Annotated in this window: 22 protein-coding genes; 8 read left to right on the top strand and 14 right to left on the bottom strand. The window is 65.6% G+C overall.

Annotated features, from left to right (window positions below; all coding sequences use genetic code 11):
* Window positions 1–39: 39 nt before the first annotated feature.
* Window positions 40–966 (top strand): alpha/beta hydrolase, encoded by a 927-nt coding sequence (locus MLD63_RS11820; protein ID WP_255330115.1) that lies wholly within the window; start codon window positions 40–42, stop codon window positions 964–966.
* A gap of 15 nt (window positions 967–981) precedes the next feature.
* On the top strand, window positions 982–1,836 hold the full coding sequence (locus MLD63_RS11815; RefSeq protein ID WP_255330114.1) for a fumarylacetoacetate hydrolase family protein: 855 nt from the start codon (window positions 982–984) through the stop codon (window positions 1,834–1,836).
* Here MLD63_RS11815 and MLD63_RS11810 read toward each other — a convergent pair.
* On the bottom strand, window positions 1,833–2,561 hold the full coding sequence (locus MLD63_RS11810; RefSeq protein WP_255330113.1) for a COG3904 family protein: 729 nt from the start codon (window positions 2,559–2,561) through the stop codon (window positions 1,833–1,835). The genes MLD63_RS11815 and MLD63_RS11810 overlap by 4 nt on opposite strands.
* Window positions 2,562–3,965, bottom strand: coding sequence for a hypothetical protein (locus MLD63_RS11805; protein WP_255330112.1), 1,404 nt, complete (start codon window positions 3,963–3,965; stop codon window positions 2,562–2,564).
* A 179-nt stretch (window positions 3,966–4,144) separates the two neighbouring features.
* On the opposite strand from MLD63_RS11805, the gene rbsK reads away from it, so the two are divergent.
* Window positions 4,145–5,071 carry a ribokinase gene (rbsK, locus tag MLD63_RS11800; protein WP_255330111.1) on the top strand — a complete coding sequence of 309 codons (927 nt, stop codon included), beginning with the start codon at window positions 4,145–4,147 and terminating at the stop codon, window positions 5,069–5,071.
* A gap of 108 nt (window positions 5,072–5,179) precedes the next feature.
* Window positions 5,180–6,058 (top strand): lysozyme family protein, encoded by an 879-nt coding sequence (locus MLD63_RS11795; RefSeq protein ID WP_255330110.1) that lies wholly within the window; start codon window positions 5,180–5,182, stop codon window positions 6,056–6,058.
* Between the two features lie 3 nt (window positions 6,059–6,061).
* On the opposite strand, the gene MLD63_RS11790 is transcribed toward MLD63_RS11795, so the two are convergent.
* The 3 genes from MLD63_RS11790 to hslV form a co-directional block, all read right to left on the bottom strand.
* Complete coding sequence (locus MLD63_RS11790) at window positions 6,062–6,241, bottom strand: PLDc N-terminal domain-containing protein (protein ID WP_255330109.1); 180 nt, start codon at window positions 6,239–6,241, stop codon at window positions 6,062–6,064.
* 54 nt (window positions 6,242–6,295) lie between these two features.
* Window positions 6,296–7,597: an ATP-dependent protease ATPase subunit HslU gene (gene hslU / locus MLD63_RS11785; protein ID WP_255330108.1), complete on the bottom strand. Its 1,302-nt coding sequence runs from the start codon at window positions 7,595–7,597 to the stop codon at window positions 6,296–6,298.
* A gap of 62 nt (window positions 7,598–7,659) precedes the next feature.
* The gene (gene hslV, locus MLD63_RS11780; protein ID WP_255330107.1) at window positions 7,660–8,217 is read right to left on the bottom strand and encodes an ATP-dependent protease subunit HslV; all 558 of its coding nucleotides are present in this window, start codon (window positions 8,215–8,217) and stop codon (window positions 7,660–7,662) included.
* An 86-nt stretch (window positions 8,218–8,303) separates the two neighbouring features.
* Here hslV and MLD63_RS11775 point away from each other — a divergent pair, with 86 nt between their 5' ends.
* A complete protein-coding gene (locus MLD63_RS11775; RefSeq protein WP_255330106.1) occupies window positions 8,304–9,206 on the top strand; it encodes a hypothetical protein in 903 nt (300 codons plus the stop codon).
* A gap of 35 nt (window positions 9,207–9,241) precedes the next feature.
* On the opposite strand, the gene trxA is transcribed toward MLD63_RS11775, so the two are convergent.
* The 5 genes from trxA to tsaE are packed head-to-tail and all read right to left on the bottom strand — an operon-like array spanning window position 9,242 to window position 18,057.
* Window positions 9,242–9,562, bottom strand: a complete 321-nt coding sequence (gene trxA, locus MLD63_RS11770) for a thioredoxin (RefSeq protein ID WP_255330105.1) — start codon at window positions 9,560–9,562, stop codon at window positions 9,242–9,244.
* Between the two features lie 55 nt (window positions 9,563–9,617).
* Complete coding sequence (addA, locus tag MLD63_RS11765; RefSeq protein WP_255330104.1) at window positions 9,618–12,995, bottom strand: double-strand break repair helicase AddA; 3,378 nt, start codon at window positions 12,993–12,995, stop codon at window positions 9,618–9,620.
* Window positions 12,988–15,936 (bottom strand): double-strand break repair protein AddB, encoded by a 2,949-nt coding sequence (addB, locus tag MLD63_RS11760; RefSeq protein WP_255330103.1) that lies wholly within the window; start codon window positions 15,934–15,936, stop codon window positions 12,988–12,990. The genes addA and addB overlap by 8 nt, the downstream gene beginning before the upstream one ends.
* Window positions 15,929–16,624, bottom strand: a complete 696-nt coding sequence (locus tag MLD63_RS11755) for a nucleotidyltransferase family protein (protein WP_255330102.1) — start codon at window positions 16,622–16,624, stop codon at window positions 15,929–15,931. Before MLD63_RS11755 ends, addB begins: the two co-directional genes overlap by 8 nt.
* Window positions 16,621–18,057, bottom strand: a complete 1,437-nt coding sequence (gene tsaE / locus MLD63_RS11750; RefSeq protein WP_255330101.1) for a tRNA (adenosine(37)-N6)-threonylcarbamoyltransferase complex ATPase subunit type 1 TsaE — start codon at window positions 18,055–18,057, stop codon at window positions 16,621–16,623. Before tsaE ends, MLD63_RS11755 begins: the two co-directional genes overlap by 4 nt.
* 102 nt (window positions 18,058–18,159) lie before the next feature.
* On the opposite strand from tsaE, the gene MLD63_RS11745 reads away from it, so the two are divergent.
* Window positions 18,160–18,777 (top strand): COG3650 family protein, encoded by a 618-nt coding sequence (locus tag MLD63_RS11745; RefSeq protein WP_255330100.1) that lies wholly within the window; start codon window positions 18,160–18,162, stop codon window positions 18,775–18,777.
* 9 nt (window positions 18,778–18,786) lie between these two features.
* Here the strand turns inward: MLD63_RS11745 and MLD63_RS11740 are convergent, their stop codons facing one another.
* Window positions 18,787–19,947, bottom strand: coding sequence for a thiolase family protein (locus MLD63_RS11740; RefSeq protein ID WP_255330099.1), 1,161 nt, complete (start codon window positions 19,945–19,947; stop codon window positions 18,787–18,789).
* Between the two features lie 96 nt (window positions 19,948–20,043).
* Here MLD63_RS11740 and MLD63_RS11735 point away from each other — a divergent pair, with 96 nt between their 5' ends.
* Window positions 20,044–20,382, top strand: coding sequence for an STAS domain-containing protein (locus tag MLD63_RS11735; protein ID WP_255330098.1), 339 nt, complete (start codon window positions 20,044–20,046; stop codon window positions 20,380–20,382).
* A complete protein-coding gene (locus MLD63_RS11730; protein ID WP_369697003.1) occupies window positions 20,379–20,870 on the top strand; it encodes an ATP-binding protein in 492 nt (163 codons plus the stop codon). Before MLD63_RS11735 ends, MLD63_RS11730 begins: the two co-directional genes overlap by 4 nt.
* 155 nt (window positions 20,871–21,025) lie before the next feature.
* On the opposite strand, the gene hspQ is transcribed toward MLD63_RS11730, so the two are convergent.
* From hspQ to MLD63_RS11715, 3 genes are all read right to left on the bottom strand, one after another.
* The gene (gene hspQ / locus MLD63_RS11725; RefSeq protein ID WP_255330097.1) at window positions 21,026–21,358 is read right to left on the bottom strand and encodes a heat shock protein HspQ; all 333 of its coding nucleotides are present in this window, start codon (window positions 21,356–21,358) and stop codon (window positions 21,026–21,028) included.
* Window positions 21,359–21,470: 112 nt separating this feature from the next.
* Window positions 21,471–21,893, bottom strand: coding sequence for a CreA family protein (locus MLD63_RS11720; protein WP_255330463.1), 423 nt, complete (start codon window positions 21,891–21,893; stop codon window positions 21,471–21,473).
* Window positions 21,894–22,001: 108 nt separating this feature from the next.
* Entirely contained in the window at window positions 22,002–22,727 is a 726-nt protein-coding gene (locus MLD63_RS11715; protein WP_255330096.1) for a metallophosphoesterase, read from the bottom strand.
* Window positions 22,728–22,729: the final 2 nt, after the last annotated feature.

Raw genomic sequence — 22,729 nt, 5'->3', positions numbered from 1 at the left:
CCTGGCCCGTTCGATCCACCAATCCAAAGGAGACCGAGAATGGATGACCTTTATAGCGCGGAAGCCGTCGAAGGCATCGCGCACGAGACGACCTCACAGGGGCAGAAGGTGTTCGTCTGGCAAAAGCCGCGCGTCGGCAACCAGAAGTCGCGCGGTACGATCCTGTTCGTCCACGGTTCGTCCATGGCCAGCCAGCCGACCTTCGACCTGCAGGTCGAAGGCAAGCCCTACGCCTCGGTCATGAACTGGTTTGCCACCCGCGGTTTCGACACCTGGTGTTTCGACTGCCGGGGTTATGGCCGGTCCTACAAGGGCGACGACGTGCTGGCGACGATCAGCGACGGGGCCGACGACGCGCTCGCGGTGGCCGATCACATGCGTGACGAACACGGGATCGAAGGGCCGCTGATGGTCTACGGCATCTCGTCCGGCGCGCTGCGCGCGGCGAAGTTCGCCGAGCGCAATCCCGACCGCGTGTCGCGCGCTGCGCTGGACGCGATGGTCTGGACCGGAAAGGGCAGCCCGACGCTTGAAGCTCGGGCCAAGAAGCTCGACCAGTGGCGCGGCACGACCCGGCGGCCGCAGAACGAGGAATTCATGTGGTCGATCTTCAACCGCGACCATCCCGGAACGGTCCATGACGATTTCGCGCAGCCCTTCATCGACCAGGTGCTGGAGCTGGACGATTCCATGCCCAACGGCACCTATATCGACATGTGCGCGAACCTGCCGCTGGTCGATCCGAAGAAGCTGACCATGGCGGTCGCGATCCTGCGCGGCGAATACGACGGCATCGCGAGTATGGAGGATCTGCTGGAATTCTTCGCGGCTCTTCCGAACGCCGACAAGGAATTCGCGGTGATGCCCGGCATCTCGCACGCCTCGTTCTCGCAGAAGAACTTCATGATCACCTACCAGATCCTGCACGCGTTTTTCACCCGCCCCGAGCCGCTCTACCGCGCCTGAAGAAAGGAAATTCCGATGAAACTCGTATGCTACCGTGACGGCGGTCAGGAACGGCTTGGTGTGGTCGAAGGCGACAGCGTGCGCCGGCTTTCGGGCCATGACGGCGATCTTGTCAGCCTGATCGAGAACTACGACGCGCTAAGGTCCGGGCTGAAGGCCGATGGCGAGGCGACGCCGCTGGACAACGTCGAATTGCTGGCGCCGATCCCTCGTCCGCGTCGCAACATCTTCTGCGTCGGCAAGAATTACAGCGAACACGCTCGCGAATTCGCCGGCAGCGGCTATGAGGCCGGTGCCACGACCGATGTTGACGAGTTTCCGGCGGTTTTCACCAAGCCCGCTTCGACCGTCATCGCATCGGGTCAGGATGTGGACCTGCATGCCGACATCACCGACAGCGTCGATTATGAGGTCGAGCTGACGCTGATCATCGGCAAGGGCGGCAAGAACATCCCGGCCGAAAAGGCGCACGAACATATCTGGGGCTACACGATCATCAACGACGTGACCGCCCGCGATCGCCAGAAGCAGCACAAGCAATGGTTCCTGGGCAAGTCGCTCGACTCGTTCTGTCCGATGGGGCCGTTTGCCGTGACGGCGGATGAGGTGACGTCCGAGGATCTCGACCTGCAGACCTGGGTGAACGGCGAGACGCGTCAGAAGGCCAATACGCGGGATTTGATCTTTGACATCCCCAGCCTCGTTGCCACGATCTCGGCCGGTCTGACGCTGGTACCGGGTGACCTGATCGCGACGGGTACGCCTGCCGGCGTCGGGATTGGTTTCAACCCGCCGAAGTTCCTGAAATCCGGCGATGTGGTCGAGATGGAAATCACCGGCCTCGGCCGGCTCAAGAACACCTTCCGCTAACTCGACGCGGTATCGCTGGTGGTCAGCCCCAACTCATTCATGAGTTGGGGTGACAGCACGTTGATATCTTTGGGCGCCGTCCGCAGCGCGTGGACCATCAGGCGCAGATCCACGCCCATCTGAGTCAGATAATCCATCACGCTTGCCTGCGCGCGCTGTACGTCCGACACCGCCATGAAGGCTGGCAGAACCGTGTTCTTGCCGAAATAATGCTGATGCACGCCGACGGTCGCGCCCTCGCTCGCCCGTCGCGTCACGCCGCCAGCCAGCAGATAGGGGCAGGCCGAAAGGCAGACCGAGCCGTCTTCGACGATCGTGTCATAGCCCGCGCCGCGGATCGTGCGACCGATGGCCAGCGCATCGGCGACCGATCCGCCCGAACTGTCCAGACTGATCTCGCGCGCAGCGGGCCGGGTTTCTTCCAGCCACGCCGCAAAGCGGTCCGCATCGCCGACGGCGATCTGGCCGCTGATCGTGATCTGGTTTTCCGCCTCATCGAATTCCAGCGATTTCGGCATCGGTCGCATCGCCGGCGTGCCGGGCTCTGCCGGGCGCAGATCGGGGCGATAGGGCCGCACGCCCGGCCCGTCCTCGGGCGCGAACAATCCCGGCGCCGCAGTGCCGGGATTGTCACGCACGTCCATCCAGACGATGCCCGCGCCCAGGATCACCTGCGACAGCAGCACCGCACGAATCGCGGCCGCGGGCGAGCCAAGGAGGCGCATCTACTCCCCGGCCTGACGCGGGCGCGGGCGCAGCCGCGCCGGCTCTGGCTGATCGACGGGCGCTGGATCGGGGTCCGGCGCCGGGTCGGGCAGGGGCTTCGGCTGCGGATCGGGCAAGGGATCGGGCGGCAACCCGGAAGGTGCGGCCCAACCAGCCTGTCGGCGCGGGGCATAACCGGCATCATGCTCGCGCAGCAGGTCCGCAGCGGCGAGGGCGGCGCGCAATTCGCCGACGGTCATTCGATCATCGCTGTGGCGCACGCCGCGCCCGTGCCGGATCGCGGCCTGAACGACGACCATGATGAAGACCAGCACGGCCGGAAGCAGGTCGATTGATATGGCACCCGCCCAGGCTGGCACGAAATTGCGTGCATACTGGATGACCGCGTCGGCGGCGGAAAGCGGCGTATAGACCGCCTCGTCAGGGACCGGCATCGCCTCGACCTCCGCTGCGGCAGCCGTCAGCGTGCGGGCGCGCTGTTCGACCAGTGACAGGACCGATGTGATGGTGCTCGACTGCCCCTGCCGCATCTCGGGCGTCGAGCCGTCCAGTTCCGGCAGCACCACGGCGTCGGTCAGATCCTTCGCCGCGCGGCTGACCAGCGGCGCCGGGTTCAGTTGCCGCAGCCGCGTGATCAGACCGGCCAGTTCGACCGCCTGTTCAGAGAATCGGACGGTCCGATCTTCCAACGCACCACTGCCGACGGTCACGCTGCGCATCTCGGACAGGATCGCGTTGCCTTGGGCGAACGTTTCCTCGATCGGTCCTTCGGTCTCGTTCAACTGGGTTTCCAGCGCAGACAGCTCGGCCTCTTTCTGGGTCAGTACGCGAAAGACCGCACCGCGCCCGGAAAAGCCCGACAGCGTTCCCCCCGCTTCCTGCTGCGAGAGATCGCCAAAGCTTTGCCGCACGCGCGCCACGTCGCGCGACAGCGATTGACCAGCGACCGCATTGGCATGCGCGCGTTCCAGCGAGGCCTGATAATTCTGCACCGTCGCGGCCATGTGCGTTTCGACCGCCGCGCCGCCCGCCAGCGCGGCCGCGTTCAGCCAGGAGGACATTGCCACGATGGCGAGGCTTCCAAGCGCCATCGCAAGCAGCAGCCCAAGCCGGGACGCTGCGCTGCGCACCGCAGGCAGAAGCCGCAGCAGGTAGGACCAGAAGACGAAGATCCCGACCGAGACTGCGATCGAATAGGCGAGCGCCGCGAAGGTCGTCCAGATTCCGGGCTGGTCCAGCAACGTCCGCACACCGAGATAGGTGTAGATGCCCGAGGCTGACGCGAGCACCCCAAGCGCGGTCGAGGTGAATGTGTCGAGCCAGTCGAGATGGCGTTCCAACTCGCGCGCGTAGCGATCGCCCTGGCCGCCGTATCCGTCCTCGGACTGTCTCGCGTTGCTCATCGCTGGCCCTGCCTTCATTGTGCGCGCCGGTCGCGGGCGGCGAACCCATCTTTCGGGGAAGCACCCCGTCTTGTCGATAGCTGCGGGTCGCGCGCGCGATCACATGACCTCCATTCCAACCATGTATTTCCGTGAGGCGGGACAGTATGGCTGGCACAGGCAGCGAAGGGGATCTTCGGATGGACAGCAGGATCGGTGTCGTCGGGTCGAACAACGTGGACCTGATCACCTATATCGAGCGGATGCCGAAACCGGGCGAAACGCTTGAGGCGCCTGATTTCGCCATGGGCTTCGGCGGCAAGGGGGCCAATCAGGCGGTGGCTGCCGCCCGTCTCGGTGCGCAGGTCAGCATGGTGACGCGCATCGGCGACGATCTGTTCGGCCCCCAACAGATGCAGAACTTCCGTGAAAACGGGATCGACACGACTCATGTGCTTGTGGCAGCAGGAAAACCTTCCGGCGTTGCGCCGATCATGGTCAGGCCCGACGGCGAAAACTCGATCCTCATTGTGCAGGGCGCCAACGCGGCATTGAGCCCGGCGGATGTCGATGCAGCGTGGGACATGCTGGCCGGCTGCAGGCTGATCCTTCTGCAGCTCGAAGTGCCGCTGGAAACCGTCTATCGGGTGATCGAACTGGCCGTGCGTGATGGCGTCGCCACGATCCTGAACCCCGCACCTGCCGCCCCCGGCCTCGATCTTGCGCGGCTTGATGGCCTGACCTTCCTCGCGCCGAATGAACCCGAACTGGCGATGCTGACCGGCATGCCGACCGGGACCGAGGACGAGACGCTGGCCGCGGCGCAAACCCTGATCAGCCGTGGCATCGGGCAGGTGATCGTGACGCTGGGCGGGCGGGGCGCGCTGCTGGTAACGGGCCAGGGGTCCGAACGCATTGCCCCGGTGAAGGTCAAGCCAGTCGACACAACCGGGGCTGGCGATGCGTTCCTAGGCAGTTTCGCGCACTTTCACGCAGCGGGCCAGCCGGTTGCCGAGGCGCTGGCGCAGGCCGCGCGCTATGCCGCGCTGTCGGTCACGCGTCGGGGCACGCAGACCTCCTACGCCGATGCCGAGGCGTTCAAGGCGTTCTGCGACACGCTCGGCTGACAGCCATATGTTGCATTTGAAGAATCTGAGGCGGGTGGCTTTCACTCGGCGTTAAGCCTGTCGGGTTACATCGGACGTCTGCAAGAACTGCCGGATTTGACCTCACCCATGCTCGTCCATCGTCATTCCGCCCTGATCGCTGGATTTGTCGCGGTGGTTCTCGCGCTGTTTGTCGGACCTGTCCGGGCCAGCACAGCAAACCCGGCCGAGGTTTGCGAATGGGCCGCGCAACAGGCCGCGGCGGAAAGCGGGGTTCCCGCTGACATCCTCGGCGCATTGACGCTGACTGAAACCGGTCGGCGTCTCGACGGTGTCGTCCGTCCCTGGGCGTGGAGCGTCAATGCCGAGGGTGCGGGAAGCTGGTTCGACAACCCGTCCGAAGCGCTGGCCTTCGCGCAGGATCGCATCGCACAGGGACGACGCAACATGGATGTCGGGTGCTTCCAGTTGAACGTGCGCTGGCACGGCGAAAATTTTCGCGACGTGACGCAGATGTTCGATCCTTTGGAAAACGCCCGCTATGCCGCGCGGTTCGTGAGCGATCTCTACCGCGAGACCGGCGACTGGCGAAAGGCGGCAGGGGCCTTTCACTCGCGCACGCCGCATTTCGCCAACAAGTATCTGACGCGTTTCGACGAATTGCGCAGCGTCTTTCGGGAACGCGGTTTTGGCGGCATGACCGGCGCGCCGGAAACGTACAACAGTTTCGCTTCCGCCTCGGGTACGGACCCGGTGGATCGAACCGAGGTTTCCTCTGAGCTGGACGATCCGCTTGCCAGGCTGGTCGCCGATCTTCGGATCGCGCAAGGACTTCCAGCCGAGGCACTCTCCCAGCCAAGGCGTGTCCGCAAGCCGGTCCAGATGATGGGCGCGGCTCTGGGGACGCCGGTCACCGGTCACGCAGGGTCGCTGGCGGTCATCGGCGGTGCCGGACAACCGCTTTTCGGCGACCCTGTTCAGGTCGCGGTCGCGCCGCTGCTGCGCTGAGACCTAGCGGGAATAGTTTGCCTTGGGTCCGGCGAAATACCAGATGATCAGGCCAACGACCGGCAGAATCGCGATCAGCGCGATCCAGATGATCTTCGTGCGCATCGGTTCGTTGGTGTTGATGACCGATGCGATGGCCCAGACGTCCAGCGCGAAGATGATGATCCCGAAGATATAACCCATGTCGCGCTCCTTTGTGCCGTTCTGGCCAAACCCGTCCGGGCCGCGCCGGTTCCCTTACAGAACGTAGCGCGACAGGTCGGCAGAGCGTGCCAAATCACCCAGATGCGTTTCGACAAAGGCCGCGTCCACCGTCACCGTCTCGCCGTCACGCTCGGGTGCGTTGAAGGACAGATCCTCGAAAACGCGCTCGATGACGGTGTAAAGCCGGCGCGCACCGATGTTTTCGACCGCGCCGTTCACCTCGACCGCGATCCGTGCGAGGGCCGCGATGCCTCCGTCGGTGAAGCTGACCGTCACGCCTTCGGTGGCCATCAGCGCGGTGTATTGCCGCGTCAGCGCGTTGTCCGTCTCTGTCAGGATGCGCACGAAATCATCTTCGGTCAGCGCACGCAATTCGACCCGGATCGGTAGCCGCCCCTGCAGTTCCGGCAGCAGATCGCTGGGCTTGGCGACATGGAACGCGCCCGAGGCTATGAACAGGATGTGGTCGGTGCGCACTGGCCCGTATTTGGTGCTGACCGTCGTGCCTTCGATCAGCGGCAGCAGGTCGCGCTGCACGCCTTCTCGGCTGACTTCTCCGCCACGCGCCTCGGTTCGCGCCGCAACCTTGTCGATCTCGTCGATGAAGACGATCCCGTTCTCCTGCACCGATTCCAGCGCGGCAGCCTTCACCACCTCGTCGTCCAGCAGCTTGTCGGCCTCTTCCGCGATGAGGAGATCATAGCTTTCACGGACCGTCACCTTGCGCCGGACCCGCCGTCCGCCGAAGGCTTTCATCAGCCCCGACAGGTCCATCATTCCCCCAAGGCCCGCCTGACCGGGAATGTCCATCGCCCCAAGAGGGTTCGAATTGTCCTGCAACTCCAGCTCGATCTGGGTGTCGTCCAGCTCGCCGCGCTTCAGCTTGTCACGGAACATCTGACGCGTGCCCTCGCGCGCCTGATCGCCCGCCAGCGCCTCGATCACCCGGTCCTCTGCCGCCTTGTGGGCGCGAGATTTGACGTCCTCGCGCATCCGTTCCCGCACCTCGATCATCGCGGTGTCGATCAGGTCGCGGATGATCTGTTCCACGTCACGCCCGACATAGCCGACCTCGGTGAACTTCGTCGCCTCGACCTTGACGAAGGGCGCCTGCGCAAGCTTGGCCAATCGCCGGCTGATCTCGGTCTTGCCGACGCCGGTCGGCCCGATCATCAGGATGTTCTTGGGGTAGACCTCGTCGCGCAGATCGTCCGGCAGTTGCTTGCGACGCCAGCGATTGCGCAGCGCGACCGCGACGGCGCGCTTGGCATCCTTCTGCCCGATGATGAACCGGTCGAGTTCCGCCACGATGGCGCTGGGTGTCAGATCGCTCATGAATTCTTCTTCATCCAAATATCCCGGGGAGTCGCCGCAAGGCGACGGGGCAGCGCCCCGCCCTACGCTTCCAGCAGCTCGACCGTCAGGTTTCCGTTGGTGTAGACGCAGATATCGGCCGCGATCGCCATCGCCTTCCGAGCGATCGCCTCGGCATCGAGGTCCGTTTCCAGCAATCCCCGCGCGGCGGCCAGCGCGAAGTTCCCGCCCGATCCGATCGCGGCCAGATCGTGTTCAGGCTCGAGCACATCGCCCGCGCCGGTGACGACGTAGATCTGGTCGCCGTCGGTCACGATCAGCATCGCTTCCAGATTGCGCAGATACTTGTCCGTGCGCCAATCCTTGGCAAGCTCGACACAGGCGCGCTGCAACTGCCCCGGCTGCGATTCCAGCTTCTTTTCCAGCCGTTCAAGCAGCGTGAAGGCGTCAGCCGTCGAGCCGGCGAATCCGACCACCACGTCCCGTCCGCCGGGCGTCAGCCGGCGAACCTTGCGCGCGCTGCCTTTCATCACCGTCTGGCCGACGCTGACCTGCCCGTCGCCCGCGACGACCACGCGCCCCCCCCGCTTCACCGCGAGGATTGTCGTGCCGTGCCAGCCGGGAAACCTGTCTTCGTCCATGATGCCTCCGTCATTTGCTTGCCGGGTCAGATATGGGCGCGGACCGGGCCTTGCAACCCGACGCCGTCCCGCGCAGCCTTTCGGGCATGGACCAGCCCAAGCTTTGCCGTCTCTATCTGCATCCACCGATCCTGCAGACGGCGCGGGCAGAAAAGCTGGGTTTCCTTACCCGACTGCGCGAAGCGCTGGAACCGCGCGGATGGAGCATCCAGATCGAGCCATCGGGCGAGGATGCGCGTGCCCGTGCGCCTGACCGGCCCGGCTACGCGCTGTATCACATGGAGCGGCCGACGCATGATCGCGCGCTGACCTTTCGCCTCGCCTATCATTATCCTTTCTGGCGGATCGAGCGTCAGCCCGAACGCTGGCGCTGGCCGGTCGCGCAGGCGCGCTTCGCTCCCGACGCGATCGATGCGGAAGCGGCTGCGGATTTCGCGGCGCGCCTTCGCGGTCGCGTCTTGCCCGGTCCCGATCCGACATTCGGCGATCACGCGCTGGTTCCGCTGCAGGGCCATATCCGTCAGTCGCGTTCCTTCCAGACGATGAGTCCCATCGCGATGCTCGATGCGGTTGCGGCGACCGGTCGCCCGACGATCGCCACGCTGCACCCGAAGGAGGTTTATGGCGATGACGACCGTGCCGCGCTTTACGAGCTGACACGCCGGCATCCGAACCTCAGCATCGGCGGCGATACGGCGAGGCTGGTCCGCGATTGCGCCTATGTCGCGACGCAGAACAGCGCCGTGGCGTTCGACGGCTACATTCTGGGCAAACCTGCGGTTCTCTTCGCGCAGGTCGACTTTCACCATATCGCACTCAACGTCGCGCAACTCGGTGCGCGCAAAGCGCTGGCGTTGGCGCAATCCCACCGTCCGCCCTTTGCGCGTTATCTCGACTGGTTCCTGCGCCAGCAAAGCCTCGACATGATGGCGCCCGAAGTCGAAATGCAGATCATCGCCGCATTGAAAAAGGGCGGCTGGCCGGTGTGACGGCCGCCGCCCTTCAACGATTGTGCGTCAGGCGATCAGACGGTTTCGTCGATCCAGCCCTTCAGCGCAGCCTTGGGTGCCGCACCCATGCGGTTCGAGACGACTTCACCGTCCTTGAACATGAACAGCGCCGGGATGCCGCGCACGCCCAGGCTGGCTGCGGTGTCCGGGTTTTCGTCCACGTTGACCTTCACGATCTTGATCTTGCCTTCGTATTCGCTGGAAAGCTCTTCCAGCGCTGGACCGATCTGCTTGCACGGACCACACCATTCTGCCCAGAAATCGACGAGAACGGGGGTATCGGCCTTGCGGACCTCGGCGTCGAAATCGGCGTCGTTGACGGGATGGGTTGCCATCGGATGATCTCCTTTTCGGAAAGCCGGCGCGGCCGGCAAAAGTCTTGAACAACAGCTATGAAGCCGGATCATCCGGGTCAAGGCCCGCAAGTCCAAGCTCGCGCGCCACACGGTCGAGCAGCGCATCCGGCAGATCCATCAGGCTGCGATCGACGGTCCACAGGATCGTGGAGGTCAACGGCCGGCCGGGGTAGATCCGTGTCAACGCGGCGCGATAGGCGGCCATCTGGCGCAGGATGCCCTCGGGAACGGCCTCGGCGGTCGGCGGAACGACAATGTTCGACTTGAAATCAACAAGCGTGATCTTGTCCGTGCCGATGATCAGCCTGTCGAGGATGCCGGTGAACTGGCCCAATGCCGGCAGATCGGCGCTGAGCGTCACCTCGCGCAGGATCGTGGCGCCGGGGTCCGGCGACATGACCGCAGCGAGGTCGGGCGCATCGATGACCGCGCGTGCCTCTTCGAGCAGGGTTTCGAGTTCGTCGGGCCGCGGCAGGCCACCCTCGGCGCCGGCGAGCGCATCGCGGGCCAGCCGGAGCCAGTCGGCCCGGTCTTCGCCGGGCAGGATTTCCAGCAGCAAGTGCAACCTCGTGCCGCGCAACATCGCCGTCTCGCGATCCGCTTCGCCGTCGCCGCCAAGCGCTTTCGCCCCGCCCAGACCGGTGGCTGACGCCGCCTTCGGGGTGCCGGGACGCGCGGGGGCAGGACGGTCGGCCCAATCGGGCAAGGCGGGCAGATCGTGCCGCTTTTCCGGGGTTTGCACTGGTGTCGCATCAGGCCATCTGCCTAAGCCGAGCCGGATGCCGGTTCCGATCCCGTCGATCTCCAATGATGTTCGATCCAGGCCGTCCAGCGTGTCCGCGGCCTCGGCCACCATCGCGTGCCAGCTTTCTTCACCCATGCCGGTCTCGCCGACCGCCGCGACGATCAGCCAGCTTTCAGCGCGTGTCAGCGCGACATACAGCAGACGGCGTCGTTCATCCTCGATCCGCGCCGCCCACTCGGTGACCGCATCTTCCAGCACCGGCGGGCAGCTCGCCTTGGTTCCGCGCATGGCCTGCTGACCCGCAACCGCAACGGTGCCTTGATCTTTGGGCGGCTTGCGACATGCGGTGTCGGGCAGGATCACGACCGGGCTTTCCAGCCCCTTCGCACCGTGGACCGTCATTACCCTGACCAGCCCACCACCGCCGGCCGGCACCTGTCTTCGAACCTCGACGTCGCCTCCGGAAAGCCACGTCAAAAAGCCGGTCAGCGACGGTGTCTCTACCGTCTCGTAGGACAGCGCCTGCGACACAAGTTCGGCGATCCCGTCTTCGGCCTCGGGGCCCAGCCGGGCGATCAGGCGCGCCCGCCCCTCATGGCGGAACAGAAGCCGCGCGATCAGGTCATAGGGGCGCAGATAGTCGGCGTTGGCGCGCAGATCCTTCAGCACGTCCAGAACATTGGCGTGATCCGACTCGCGCAGCCTCTGCCAAAGATAGACGCCCTGCGGCCGTCCCGCCGCGAGGCGATAGAGCGCGTCCTCATCCAGCCCCAGCAGCGGCGATCGCAGCGCCGACGCTAGCGCAAGATCGTCCTCGGGTGTGGCCACGAACTGCAGCAGCGCCTGGATGTCGCGGACAGCCAGTTCGCCGCCCAGCTTCAACCGATCGGCACCGGCGATCGGGATGTCGGCCGACTTGCAGGCGCCGATGACGGCCTGGAACAGCTCGGACCGGCGTTGGACCAGAATCAGGATGTCGCCGGCGGTCAGCGGACGGACGACGCGCCGGCGGATATCATGGAAGGGCGTCCCCATCATCGCCTTGATCTGGGCGGCGATCGCCTTGGCCAGCGCCTCGATCGCATCGCCCGCATCGGGTTCGTCCACCGGTTCCCACCAGGGACCCGGCTCGTGGGCGTCGGGCTTGGGCAGCGCCGGCCAGATATCGACGCGCCCTGGAAGGTCAGCGTGGTGTGCCAGATGTATCGGTGGGGCGCCCAACCCGCGCGCGCGATCATCCGCGAAGACGGCATCGACCAGCCGCAGGATCGCGGGCGACGAGCGGAACGAATGTTGCAACGCGCGCTGCTGCATGGGCGCGTTCGCAAGCGCGAAGTCGTCAGCGAACCGTTGGCGCATCGTGTCGAAGACCGCGATGTCTGCGCCCTGGAAGGAATAGATCGATTGTTTGGGATCGCCGACGACAAACAGCGTCCGTCCGCCCGATCGTGCCCCCTGTCCGGCGGTGAATTCCTCGGTCAGCGCCCGGACCACGCGCCACTGGCCGGGGCTGGTGTCCTGCGCTTCGTCCACGAGGATGTGGTCGATGCCGCCGTCCAGCCGGAACAGAACCCATTGCGCCATGTCGCTTTGCGACAGCAGGTCCGCAGTCCGTTGGATCAGGTCGTCGAAATCGAGCCAGCCGTGGGCGGCCTTGCGCGCGGCGTAACGGCCCAGAAACTCATGGGCAAAGCGCTGGAGGGCCAGCGCGGCCTTTGCGGCGGCGAGGGCGAGGCCGGTCCGGTGCGCGCCTTCGACCCGTTCGGCCAGTTTGTCGATCTCTTCGATCAGGTGTGGGGCTGCGCCCTTGCGTATCCCGGCGCCCGGCGGCATCCGCGAGCGGCGTTCGCCTGCCTTCGTCAGCAGCGCGGATTGCAGTGATGCCATGCAATCTGCGCCCGGCGCGGACCAGTCGATCGCCGACCAAACCGCCGCGATGGCCTGATCGGTCGCATTCGATGCCTGCATCAGTGGTATCAACTCTTGTATGGCCGCGCAGGCTTCCGGGGTCACGACCTGAGCCAGATCGTCGCCTTCTGCAAAACCTTCGCTCAGTCCAAAGGCGGCCCAGATCGCGCCGGCGTCGGGCGGGCTCGCGTAATCGGCCGCTGAAAGCCCTGCGAGGAACCGGTCGAGTTCGTGCCCGCCATGCAGCGCTGTCAGATCGCCCATGACCGGATGACCCTCGTCCGCAAGCTCTTCGACAATCTCGGCGCGCATCAGCGACGCGCTGCGATCGTCAAGTTCCGCAAACCCGATCGGCACGCCGGCCTCCAGCGGGAAACGACGCAGCACGCCCGCACAGAAGCTGTGGATCGTCTGAACCTTCAGCCCGCCAGGCGTCTCGATCGCCCGCGCGAACAACCGCCGCGCATCGGCGAGGTTCGCGGTCCCCGTCTCGCCTAGGGAAGCCAGCGAGGCGCGCAGATCGGCTTCGGGCATCATCGCCCACGCGCCCAGCCGGCCAAGCAGGCGGTTCTGCATCTCTGTCGCGGCGGCCTTGGTGTAGGTCAGGCACAGGATGCGTTGCGGTTCCACCCCCGCCAGCAGCAGCCGCGCCACCCGGTCGGTCAGCACCCGCGTCTTGCCAGAGCCCGCATTGGCGGTCAGCCAGGTCGAGCGTGCGGGATCGGCTGCGCCGATCTGATTCAGGCTCGCCTCATCCATGGACGCCGACCTTTCGCCGGTCAGGGTCGTCCGACAGGTCCCATTCGCCGAAGCGGGACAGGTGGTCATAATCGCTTCGGTCGCTGCGCAGCATCAGCGCGCGTCGCGCAACGAAGCCGGCACCGCCCAGAAGATACGCCTCGATCAGCGCGCCAAAGCGTGTCCACGTTTCGTCCAGCATGTCCGGCGAGATGGCGCGTGGCTTTGTTTTACCCTCGCCGCCAAGCTGGATGTAGCTGACCCCGGCGACTTCGGTGGGACCGATGTCGGGGAACGCGCCCCGTTCGACCATCACCGCCTGCAGCGGCAATTGTTTGTCGAAATGATCCATCTGCTTTGGCGTAGGCGGCGTGCCCGACTTGTAGTCGTAGACATGCGCGCGACCGTCCCGCAGCCTGTCGATCCGGTCAGCCCGCGCGGTCAGGGTGAAGCTTGCGCCGCCGGGCAGGTCAAGCGCTAGCGCACCCCGATCCTCGATCTGAACCGGCTCGCCCTCCTGCAGGCGATCATGTTCGTCCTGGGCGATCTGGCGCGCGATGCCTTCCATGCGTGCCTGCCAGAACGCGCAGGCCGATGGCCAAGGAACTTCGGTCGCCATGACCTCCCGGCTGGCCTTCAGCAGACGATCGCGCAGATCGTCGGAGGACAGGCTGGCGTCGAGCCCATCCTTCAGCATTCGCTCGACGATCCGATGCAGCACCTGCCCACGCTCCGCTGCATCGGGTTCGGCACGCAGCGGGTCGAGGGGTTGCAGCCCCAGAACCCGGCGCGCGTAGATCGCGTAGGGGTCGCGGATCAGACGCGCGATCTCTGTCACCGAAAGCTGGGCGAAGGCCGGCGCCGGCGGGATCGGTGCGGGGCGGGGGGCGCGGTCCAACTTCATGCGGGGTTTGGCCACCACGTGGGCGATGTCGAGCCAATGACAGCCGCGCGCCCGCATCGCTTCCAGCGCCTCCTTGCCGCCTTGGTCGGGCAGACCGTCAAGCAGGTTCACCAACCGGTTCAGCCATCGGGACGGGATCGTCTCGGCCTCGGCATCACGGCGGGCGCGGGTCAGGATCACCCGTTCGGCGCCGATCGCTTGCTGGAAATCATGGGCCGCCAGGCCGATCTGCCGTTCCGGCAGCGGCAGGCCGGCGGCCTGTCGCATCGGCCGCGACAGCCACGGATCTGGCGACAATGCCTGTGGCCAACTGCCTTCGTTCAGCCCGGCGAGGATCACCGTGCCGTGCCCCGCCGTCCGGGCCTCGCGTGGGCCGCGGAACAGGACCAGCGGATGCGCCGCCGGATCGCGGCGCAGCGCCTGTCCCTGCAATTCGGCGTAAAGTAGATCGGCGAAATCGCCCGCGCTCATCGGTGGCGCCTTGTCCGCATGCGTCGCGATCAGGTCGAGCACGCCGCCCGCCAACGCGCCCGCGTCGCCGTCCCACAATTCCGATGCCTCGACCGAGCCGTCGGGTCCCGCTGCGAGCGTCTCGGCGACGATGACCACATCGCGAAGCCGCTCCGCCACCGGCCTCAGCGCCCTGTCGGTAGCCCAGGGACCGATCCGGTCCAGCAGCGCCGCGAGCCAACCGGCAAAGATCTTGCGATTTTCATTGCCCTTGTCGCCCCAGTTCCGCAGCGCATCGCCGTCGGGAAAGGTCGGCCCGTGGCGGCGCAGCCGAAGCTCCAGATCGCGGACCTGCAGCAAGGCCGCATTGCGCGGCAGCCGGGTCGAACCGGTCAGCGCAAGCGGATGTTTCAGGAGAACAAGCAGCACATCAGGTGTCAGGCGCTGGCCGGGCAGGGCCGCGATGTGGCGCATCAGCAGTCCCGTTGGCGACAGCGGCAGTGGCTGACCGGCACTGTCGTCAGGCACGATCCGCCAGCGCCCCAGCACCGAGGCGACGCGGCGGGTCAGCCCCCTGTCGGCGGCGATCAGCGTGATCTGCCGTCCCTCTTCCACCTCGGCGCGGATCAGGGCAGCGATGGCCTCGGCCTCTTCACCGGGCTGGTCGGCCTCGATCAAGCTCAGATTCTTGGTCGCGGGACGCAGGTCGCCGAGCGAGGGGCCGTCTGCGATCCACTGATCGGTCACCGGCGCAGGCCGCAGGGCGAGCGAGACCAGACGGTTGCGTTCGGGGCAGGGGGCTTTGGCGCCGGTCGTCCAATGCCGCACGCCAAAGGTTTCGCGGAACGGAGAGAACCGTGCCTGCGGATGATCCTCGGACACCGCATCGAGCGCCTGCCAGACGCTGTCGGGCTGGTCGAAATCAAAGCCAGGCAGGACGACCGCGCCGTTTGGCAGGCCCGCGACCGCCTGCATGAACAACCGCGTCGCGCCGTGCGAACCGGTTGAGCCAGCGACGATCACCGGCGCCTCGGGCAGGTCCGCCCCGGCCGCCCAGTCCTCCGCAAGTGTCTCGGCCGCATGACGCTGGCGGGCAGGCCGATCGGGCGCGCCCTGGCCAAGATGAAAGCCCGCTGCAATCTTCAGAAAGGCCAGCGCGGCCTGCCAATGGCGGGCATGATCGCCGGGATCGATCGCGTTCAGCGCGTCGGCGTCGCGACCCTCTGTCTGCATCTCGACCATCAAGGTTGAGAGCGAACGCGCGAGTTCAGGGATCGACTGGCCGCGGCCCAGATCGGGCCTGGCCGCGATGACCTCTGCGATCAGCCGCGCCAGTTGCAATTGCCGCGACAGCGGCGCCTCGACCGGACCGCCGCGTCCGACGCCGAGATCGGTGACCACACGCAGCGACGGCATCAGCAAAGGGCCACGGGCAGCCAGCGCTTCGCGCACGGGGTTCAGGGTTCGTCCGGAATTCAGCCAGACAGTGACTTGCGCCAGTGCCTCGGGCGGCTGGTTCCGGAAGCGCGCCATCAGGCCATCGACGAAGCCGATGGCAAAATCGACGCCGCAGGGCAGGGCGAAATATCCGCCCCAATTCTCAGCCATCGGGTCGCGCGTCCTTGGCCAGCATCGCCTCGGCCACGGCGATCGTTTCCGGCCGTCCGACATCGCACCAACCGCCCGGATGGACGATACCGAAGGCGCGACCCTCGGCGATGATCCGGTCCCACACCACGTTGAGTGAGAAGACCTGATCCTGAACCTCTGCCAGTCGCGCGGGGTTCAGCACATGTGCCCCGGCGTAGACCAGGTCGCCGCCACGACCGATTCGTCCTTTCGCATCGATGCTGAAATCGCCGCCGCCGATGCGAGCCAGCGCGCGGTCCAGTGGGACGAGCATCATCAGCGCATCCATGCGCTCGCCGTCCCAAGCCTTGCTCAGCGCGGACAAGGGATTAGGTCCGGTCCAGACCACGTCCGGGTTCAGGGTCATGATCGGCCCGCCGCCCAATAGCGGCAGTGCCGCCCGCAATCCGCCGCCCGTCTCCAGAACCGGCCCCGGTTCGTGGCTGATCGCGACATCGGAGCCGGCTAGATGATCCGCGATCATCTGGCCCTTGTAGTGGGTGTTGACGACAATCGGCTGAGTGCCCGCATCCCGGCCGATGTCCAACGCGCGGTCGAGCAGCGTCCGCCCGCCTACCTCGATCAAGGGTTTCGGACGCTCGTCGGTCAGCGGACGCATCCGCGTTCCCAGACCTGCGGCAAAGATCATCAGCGCATGGGAGGTCATCGGACAGGAGCCTTCGCCGTGATCGTCTGGATGATATCGACGGTCGGCGCAGGGATTGCGCACATCACTATCGCCAAAGGTGCCATCGCAGGATGTCGCAGATCGCGCTGGATGTATTCCCAGACCCGCGGCATGAAATCGAGATAACGAGCCTTGCCGTCACGAACCGCCAGTCGGGTGAAGATACCCATGATCCGAAGTCCCCGCTGAACACCCAGCAGCGCATAGATGGCGGCAAACCGGTCGGGGTCCGATCCCGTTGCGGCGACGTGGCGGGCGATCATCTCTGCCTCCAGCGCTTCATCCACGTCACGCCGTGCGTCCTGCAGGGCCGAGACGAGATCGTAGGCCGGATGCGCCGCGACTGCGTCCTGAAAATCAAGAATCCCAAGGGGCGCTTCACCCCGCCAGATCAGGTTCTCGGCATGAAAGTCGCGCAATGACAGGACAAGCGGGGCGTCGCCTGCCAATTGATCGTAAAGTTGCGCGATCAGCGGCGCGATGCCCGCGGCCCGCGCCGGATCGACGCCTGCCGCTTTCGGGTACCATTCGGCGAACATGGCGACCAGATCGGCCAGCGCGGAACCGTCCAGCTTCGTCACGAAGTCAGGGGGAGCGTGCTGTGCCAGATCGACAAGCAGGTCGATGATGCGGGCGTAGATCGGCTGGGCAAGCGTGGGGTCGGTTTCGATCACCCGTGCCACCAGGTCGTCGCCCAGATCCTCCAGCAGCAAAAGACCTGCGTGGGGCTCTGCCGCCAGCACTTCGGGCGCGCTGAAGCCGCGGCTTCGCAGCCAGTCGGTCATCGCCAGATAGGCGGCTGTGCTTCCGGGTGGAGCGTCGTCCATCAGCACCGCGCTCTCACCCTCGTGCCGCAGACGGAAATACCGTCGCGCCGAGGCATCGCCGGCAAGCACCTCGATGCCTGCGTCTGTCCATCCCGAGGCGACCACCATCGCCACGCGTTCGACGCTGCGCCGAAGGTCGGGCCAATGAGACGGATCGCCCTGAAGCGTGATGTCGCGCAGGTCAGGCGAGGTGCCTGGTCGAAGCGACATCCACAAGGCGGCCGGTGGGACGGTCTCCATCCGGTCGGGCCATTCGATCAGGCAGATGCCGTCGGCCATAGCATCCAGAAGCCCGAGCTCATCCAGTTCCGAGCCGTCGGTCAAACGATACAGGTCCGCATGCCAGATCTCGACGCCCTTCGCATCAAGGTAGGTCTGGACCAGCGTGAAGGTCGGGCTGGGTACGTCTTCGGCGGCGTCGTCCTGTCGGGCGCGGATGAAGGCGCGCGCGAAATGCGTCTTTCCGGCACCGACATTGCCGTCGAGCAGGATCGTCTGCCCTGGCCGCGCGGTCGCCGCCAGCATGCGTGCCAACGCGGCCACCTGCGCCTCGTCCGCGCCTTCTATCCGGGCCAGTTCCACCATGGGCGCCGTTCTACTCCGGCAGGCTGGCTGTGCAAACCGATTGTGACCGCCATCCGCCCACGATCCGTGCGATGCTGGACGGCCACTTGAAGGAGTTCTGACTTGTTCCGCCACGCCATAGCCTTGATCCTGTCGCTTGCCGCGACGCCATCTTTCGCGACGCAGGAATACATCCTGCCGACTTTGTTCGACCTCACCGGTGTGGCCGAGGGTGACGTGCTGAACATTCGCGCTGCCCCGGACGCGTCGAGTTCGATTCTGGGTGGAATCTTTCCGGGCGCGACCCGGATCGAGGTTATTGAAGAGCGGGGCGGCTGGGGCCGTGTCAACACGGGCGAGCGCGCAGGCTGGGTCAATATGCGCTATCTGAAGTATCGGACCGACGTCTGGGAGGATGGCACGCTGCCTGACAGTCTGTCGTGCTTCGGGACCGAACCATTCTGGTCGCTCGCAGCTGACGGGGACGCGATGGTCATGTCTACATCTGGTGAAGCCGAACGCCGGTTCGAGAACGCCACGATCCTTGGTCGCGGCGTCTTTCGCGATCCGACGCGTGCGGTCGCGGCGGACGGGCTGGTGACGACGATGATCCCGCAGATCTGTTCGGACGGGATGTCGGATCGACTGTTCGGCCTGCGCGCCGAGCTGGTCCTGACCGGCGACCGCCCTCGGCTTCTGTCCGGTTGCTGCACGATCCAGCCGCAGCCGCAGTCGGACTAGCGTCCGGGGTCAGACCAGTTCCACCGCGACCGCCGTGCCCTCGCCGCCGCCGATGCAGATGGCGGCGACGCCGCGACTGCCGCCGCGGGCCTGCAGCGCGTGGATCAGCGTCACGATGATCCGCGCGCCCGAGGCACCGATCGGATGACCAAGCGCGCAGGCGCCGCCATTCACGTTCAGCCGCGCGTGATCGACGCCAGTGCGCGCCATGAAAGCCATGGGAACGACGGCGAACGCCTCGTTCACCTCCCACAGATCGACGCTGTCGGGCGCCCAACCCAGCCGGTCGAGCAGCTTCTGCGCGGCCGGCACCGGCGCGGTCGGAAAATCGGCGGGCGCCTGAGCGTGTCCCGCATAGCCCACTATTCGGGCCACCGCGCCCGGGGGATCGGCCGACAGGACCAGCGCCGCCGCGCCGTCCGAGATTGAACTGGAATTGGCCGCCGTCACCGTGCCGTCCTTGCGGAAAGCCGGCTTCAGATGCGGGATCTTGTCGGGTCGGGCGTTGCCGGGTTGTTCGTCGGTGTCGATCATCGTCTCGCCGTTGCGGGTCGTGACCGTTACCGGCGCGATCTCGGCCGCGAAAGCACCGCTCTCGATCGCGCCCACCGCCCTGCTCAGGCTTTCCAGCGCGTAATCATCCTGCGCTTGGCGCGTGAACTGGAAGTCGGTCGCACAATCCTCGGCGAAGGTGCCCATCAGGCGGCCCTTGTCGTAGGCATCCTCAAGCCCGTCCAGAAACATGCTGTCCACAACCTGACCGTGCCCCAGTCGCGCGCCGCCGCGCATCTTCGGCAGCAGGTAGGGCGCGTTCGACATGCTCTCCATGCCACCGGCGACGATCAGATCGGCGCTACCGGCGCGGATCGCGTCGCCCGCCATCATCACCGCCTGCATCCCGGAACCGCACATCTTGTTCAGCGTGGTCGCCGGCACGTCCTGCGGCAGACCGGCCGCGAAACCCGCCTGCCGGGCTGGAGCCTGACCTTGGCCCGCAGGCAGGACGCAGCCCATCAGAAGCGCTTCCACCGCATCGGCAGAACGCCCGGCGCGATCCAGCGCGCCTGCGATCGCGACGCCGCCCAGGTCGGGCGCCGATGCCGTACCTAGCGACCCCTGCAGACCACCCATCGGCGTCCGGGCGCTGCCCAGAACGTAGATATCGCGCATTTGAATGATCCTCCTGCTCTCGCGGCCCGGTTCGATTGACCAGATGGTAACCATTGAGCCGTATATCTGGTCGCGTTCAAGCCGTCCGGGAAAGCCATGCCGAAACTGACCGTTACCCCCGCCGAGGATCATCTGACCATCCTGGTCGAGGAATCACGGCTCGATGCCGCGATCTCGACACGGTTCAAGGATCGGATCCGCGAAATCGTCATGACCTCGCGGACCGCTGTGATCCTCGACATGACCAATATCGAGTTCATGGACAGTTCCGGCCTGGGCGCGGTGATCGCCGTTCACAAGGCGATGCCCGGGGGGCGGGTTCTGGAACTGGCCGGCCTGACGCCGAATGTCGAGCGGGTGTTCCGCCTGACCCGGATGGACACGGTCTTCAAGATTCACCCTTCAGCGCAGAACGTGCAGGAGAAACGGGCATGATCCCGAACATTCCCTTCAAGCCTAAACCACGCGGGCGCACATTACGGCCGCGTCAGCCGATGTTTCACCGCGTCTTCGAGGCCCGGCTGGACAATGTGCGCACGGTCCTGAACGATATCCGCAAACGTTTCAGCGGCGATGTCAGCGACGACACGATGGGTCGGCTGGAACTGGTTCTGGCGGAAGTCATGAACAACGTGGCCAAACACGGTGGAGAGCAGGCATCTGCATTCATTCGCCCGTCGATCCACCTTTGCATCGTGCGCCACGAATCCGGGCTCGCCTGTGCGATCACCGATGATGGCGTAAGCCTCCCTTCCGAATGCCTGCTGCCGCGCAGCCTGCCGCAGATCGACCAAGGTGCTTTGCCCGAAGGTGGCTTTGGATGGTACCTGATTCAGGACCTGACGCAGGCGCTGTGCTATTACCGGGAAGAGCGCCGCAACTTTCTTGCCTTCAGCATCCCGTTTACACCTGAAGCCGCCTGACGCTGTGGCGTTTTCACAAACGCATGGACGCGTCATCCGGGCTGACCTGATCGCGAAATTTCGCTCAGGGTGATGCGAAACAGGACGATAACACGACGTCGACGGTTCGCGGCCCAGCGTCCAAAATCAGATGACTTAGACCGGCGCGAGCGTCTTCAGTTCAGCAGGCCCTGCACAGGGTAATGCCCGTCCATGAAGTCGCCGAACCGCTCACTGATTTCGGGGTGATCGATCGGCTCACCCGATGAATCAGGGATCAAATTCTGCTCCGAGACGTAGGCATGATAATAGGTCGCCTCGGTTTCCGCGAAGAGATGGTAATAGGGCTGGTCCTTGGACGGGCGCGCGTCTTCGGGAATCGATTCGTACCATTCTTCCGTGTTGGCGAATTGCGGATCGACGTCATAGATCACGCCGCGAAACGGATGGTTCCGATGCCGCACGACCTGTCCCAGGCTAAATTTCGCAACGCGCCCCAGATTGTCCATCCCGCACCTATTCCCGCAGCGGCCGTCCGGTCACGGCCCTCGTTTGCCAGCGCCCCAAGGGCACTACATAACGCCCGTTAGCGGGCAAATCCAGCGTCGAATAGGACGGCTTTTACGGGTTCACCCGATCGAGCGGTACGGTCGAGATCGCCATCTTGGCCGAACCCTCTGTCAGCTCGCGGGCATGTGCCAAGTAGATCAGCACCCGGTTCTGCTGGTCGAAGATTCGCCTCACGCGGAGCGACTTGAAGATCAGCGAGCGGCCTTCGGAAAACACCTCCTCGCCTTCGGGTCCCGTCGCGATGTCGCCGACTCGCACCGGGCCTGTCGCCGCGCATTCGATCGCGCTGTTCGATGGGTCCTCGAACCAGTTGCCCTTGCTTAATCGGTCGATCACGGACCGGTCGAAATAGGCCAAGTGGCAGACGACGCCCTGGACCTTGGGGTCGCCGATGGCCTCGACGACGATATCGTTTCCGACCCAGTCGACACCGACCTTACCGACCTCTTCGGTCAAGGCCGGCGCGGGCAGCATCGCGCAAAGCGCGAGAATGGGGATCAGGCGTGGCACGTGCGCGTTCCTGCTTTAGCGGAGTTCGGCGAGCCTAACGCTTGCCGTGCCGGTGTGGTTTCGCCCGGACGGTCAAGCTGCGCTCAGCGGCACGCGCCCGGCCTCTGTCAGCACGGCGACGCAACCGTCCGATTCCAGCGCCACGACGCTCAGATCTCCGCCAAAGACGGCTCCGGTATCGACCGCAAGCCTGTTGCCGTGATGCTCCACCGCCTCAACCGGCGTGTGACCGTGTACGACCAGCACGCCGTGGTCTACCCGGCTGTCGAGGAACGGGCGACGGATCCACAACAGGTCGTCCTCGGCCTGCGCCTGCAGATCGACGCCCGGCCTGACGCCTGCATGAACGAAGAGCGCCTGAGGGGTCAGGATCCAGCGCGGCAGGCCCGCCAGGAACAGCCGGTGCGACGGGGGCACTGCCGCCAACGCCGCCCGGTGAAGCGCCGCGCGCGGCTGTCGTGGGTCGAGCCCATAGGATCGCAGCGTCGCCGCCGCCCCAAGCCCCGGATGTTCGGTCCAGTGCCGAGGTTCAGACAGGCCCGGATCGATCCAGTCAGGGTCCTCTAGAAACGTCGAAAATTGTCGGTCGTGGTTGCCCAGTAGGACGGTCCACGGCCGCCCTGCTGCGCGCCCGGCGACCAGATGCTCGATCACCGCACGCGGGTCCGGGCCGCGATCGACGAGATCGCCCAGATGCACGATTCGCGCGTCAGGACCGCCATCGGCCTCGACCCGGCGGTGCGCCGCGTGCAGCGCATCGATCTCGCCGTGAATGTCGCCGATGGCGTAGAACCGCATCG

The sequence above is a fragment of the Paracoccus albicereus genome, assembly GCF_024359525.1.
Taxonomy (GTDB): domain Bacteria; phylum Pseudomonadota; class Alphaproteobacteria; order Rhodobacterales; family Rhodobacteraceae; genus Paracoccus; species Paracoccus albicereus.
This window is presented reverse-complemented; position numbering and strand designations above follow the sequence as displayed.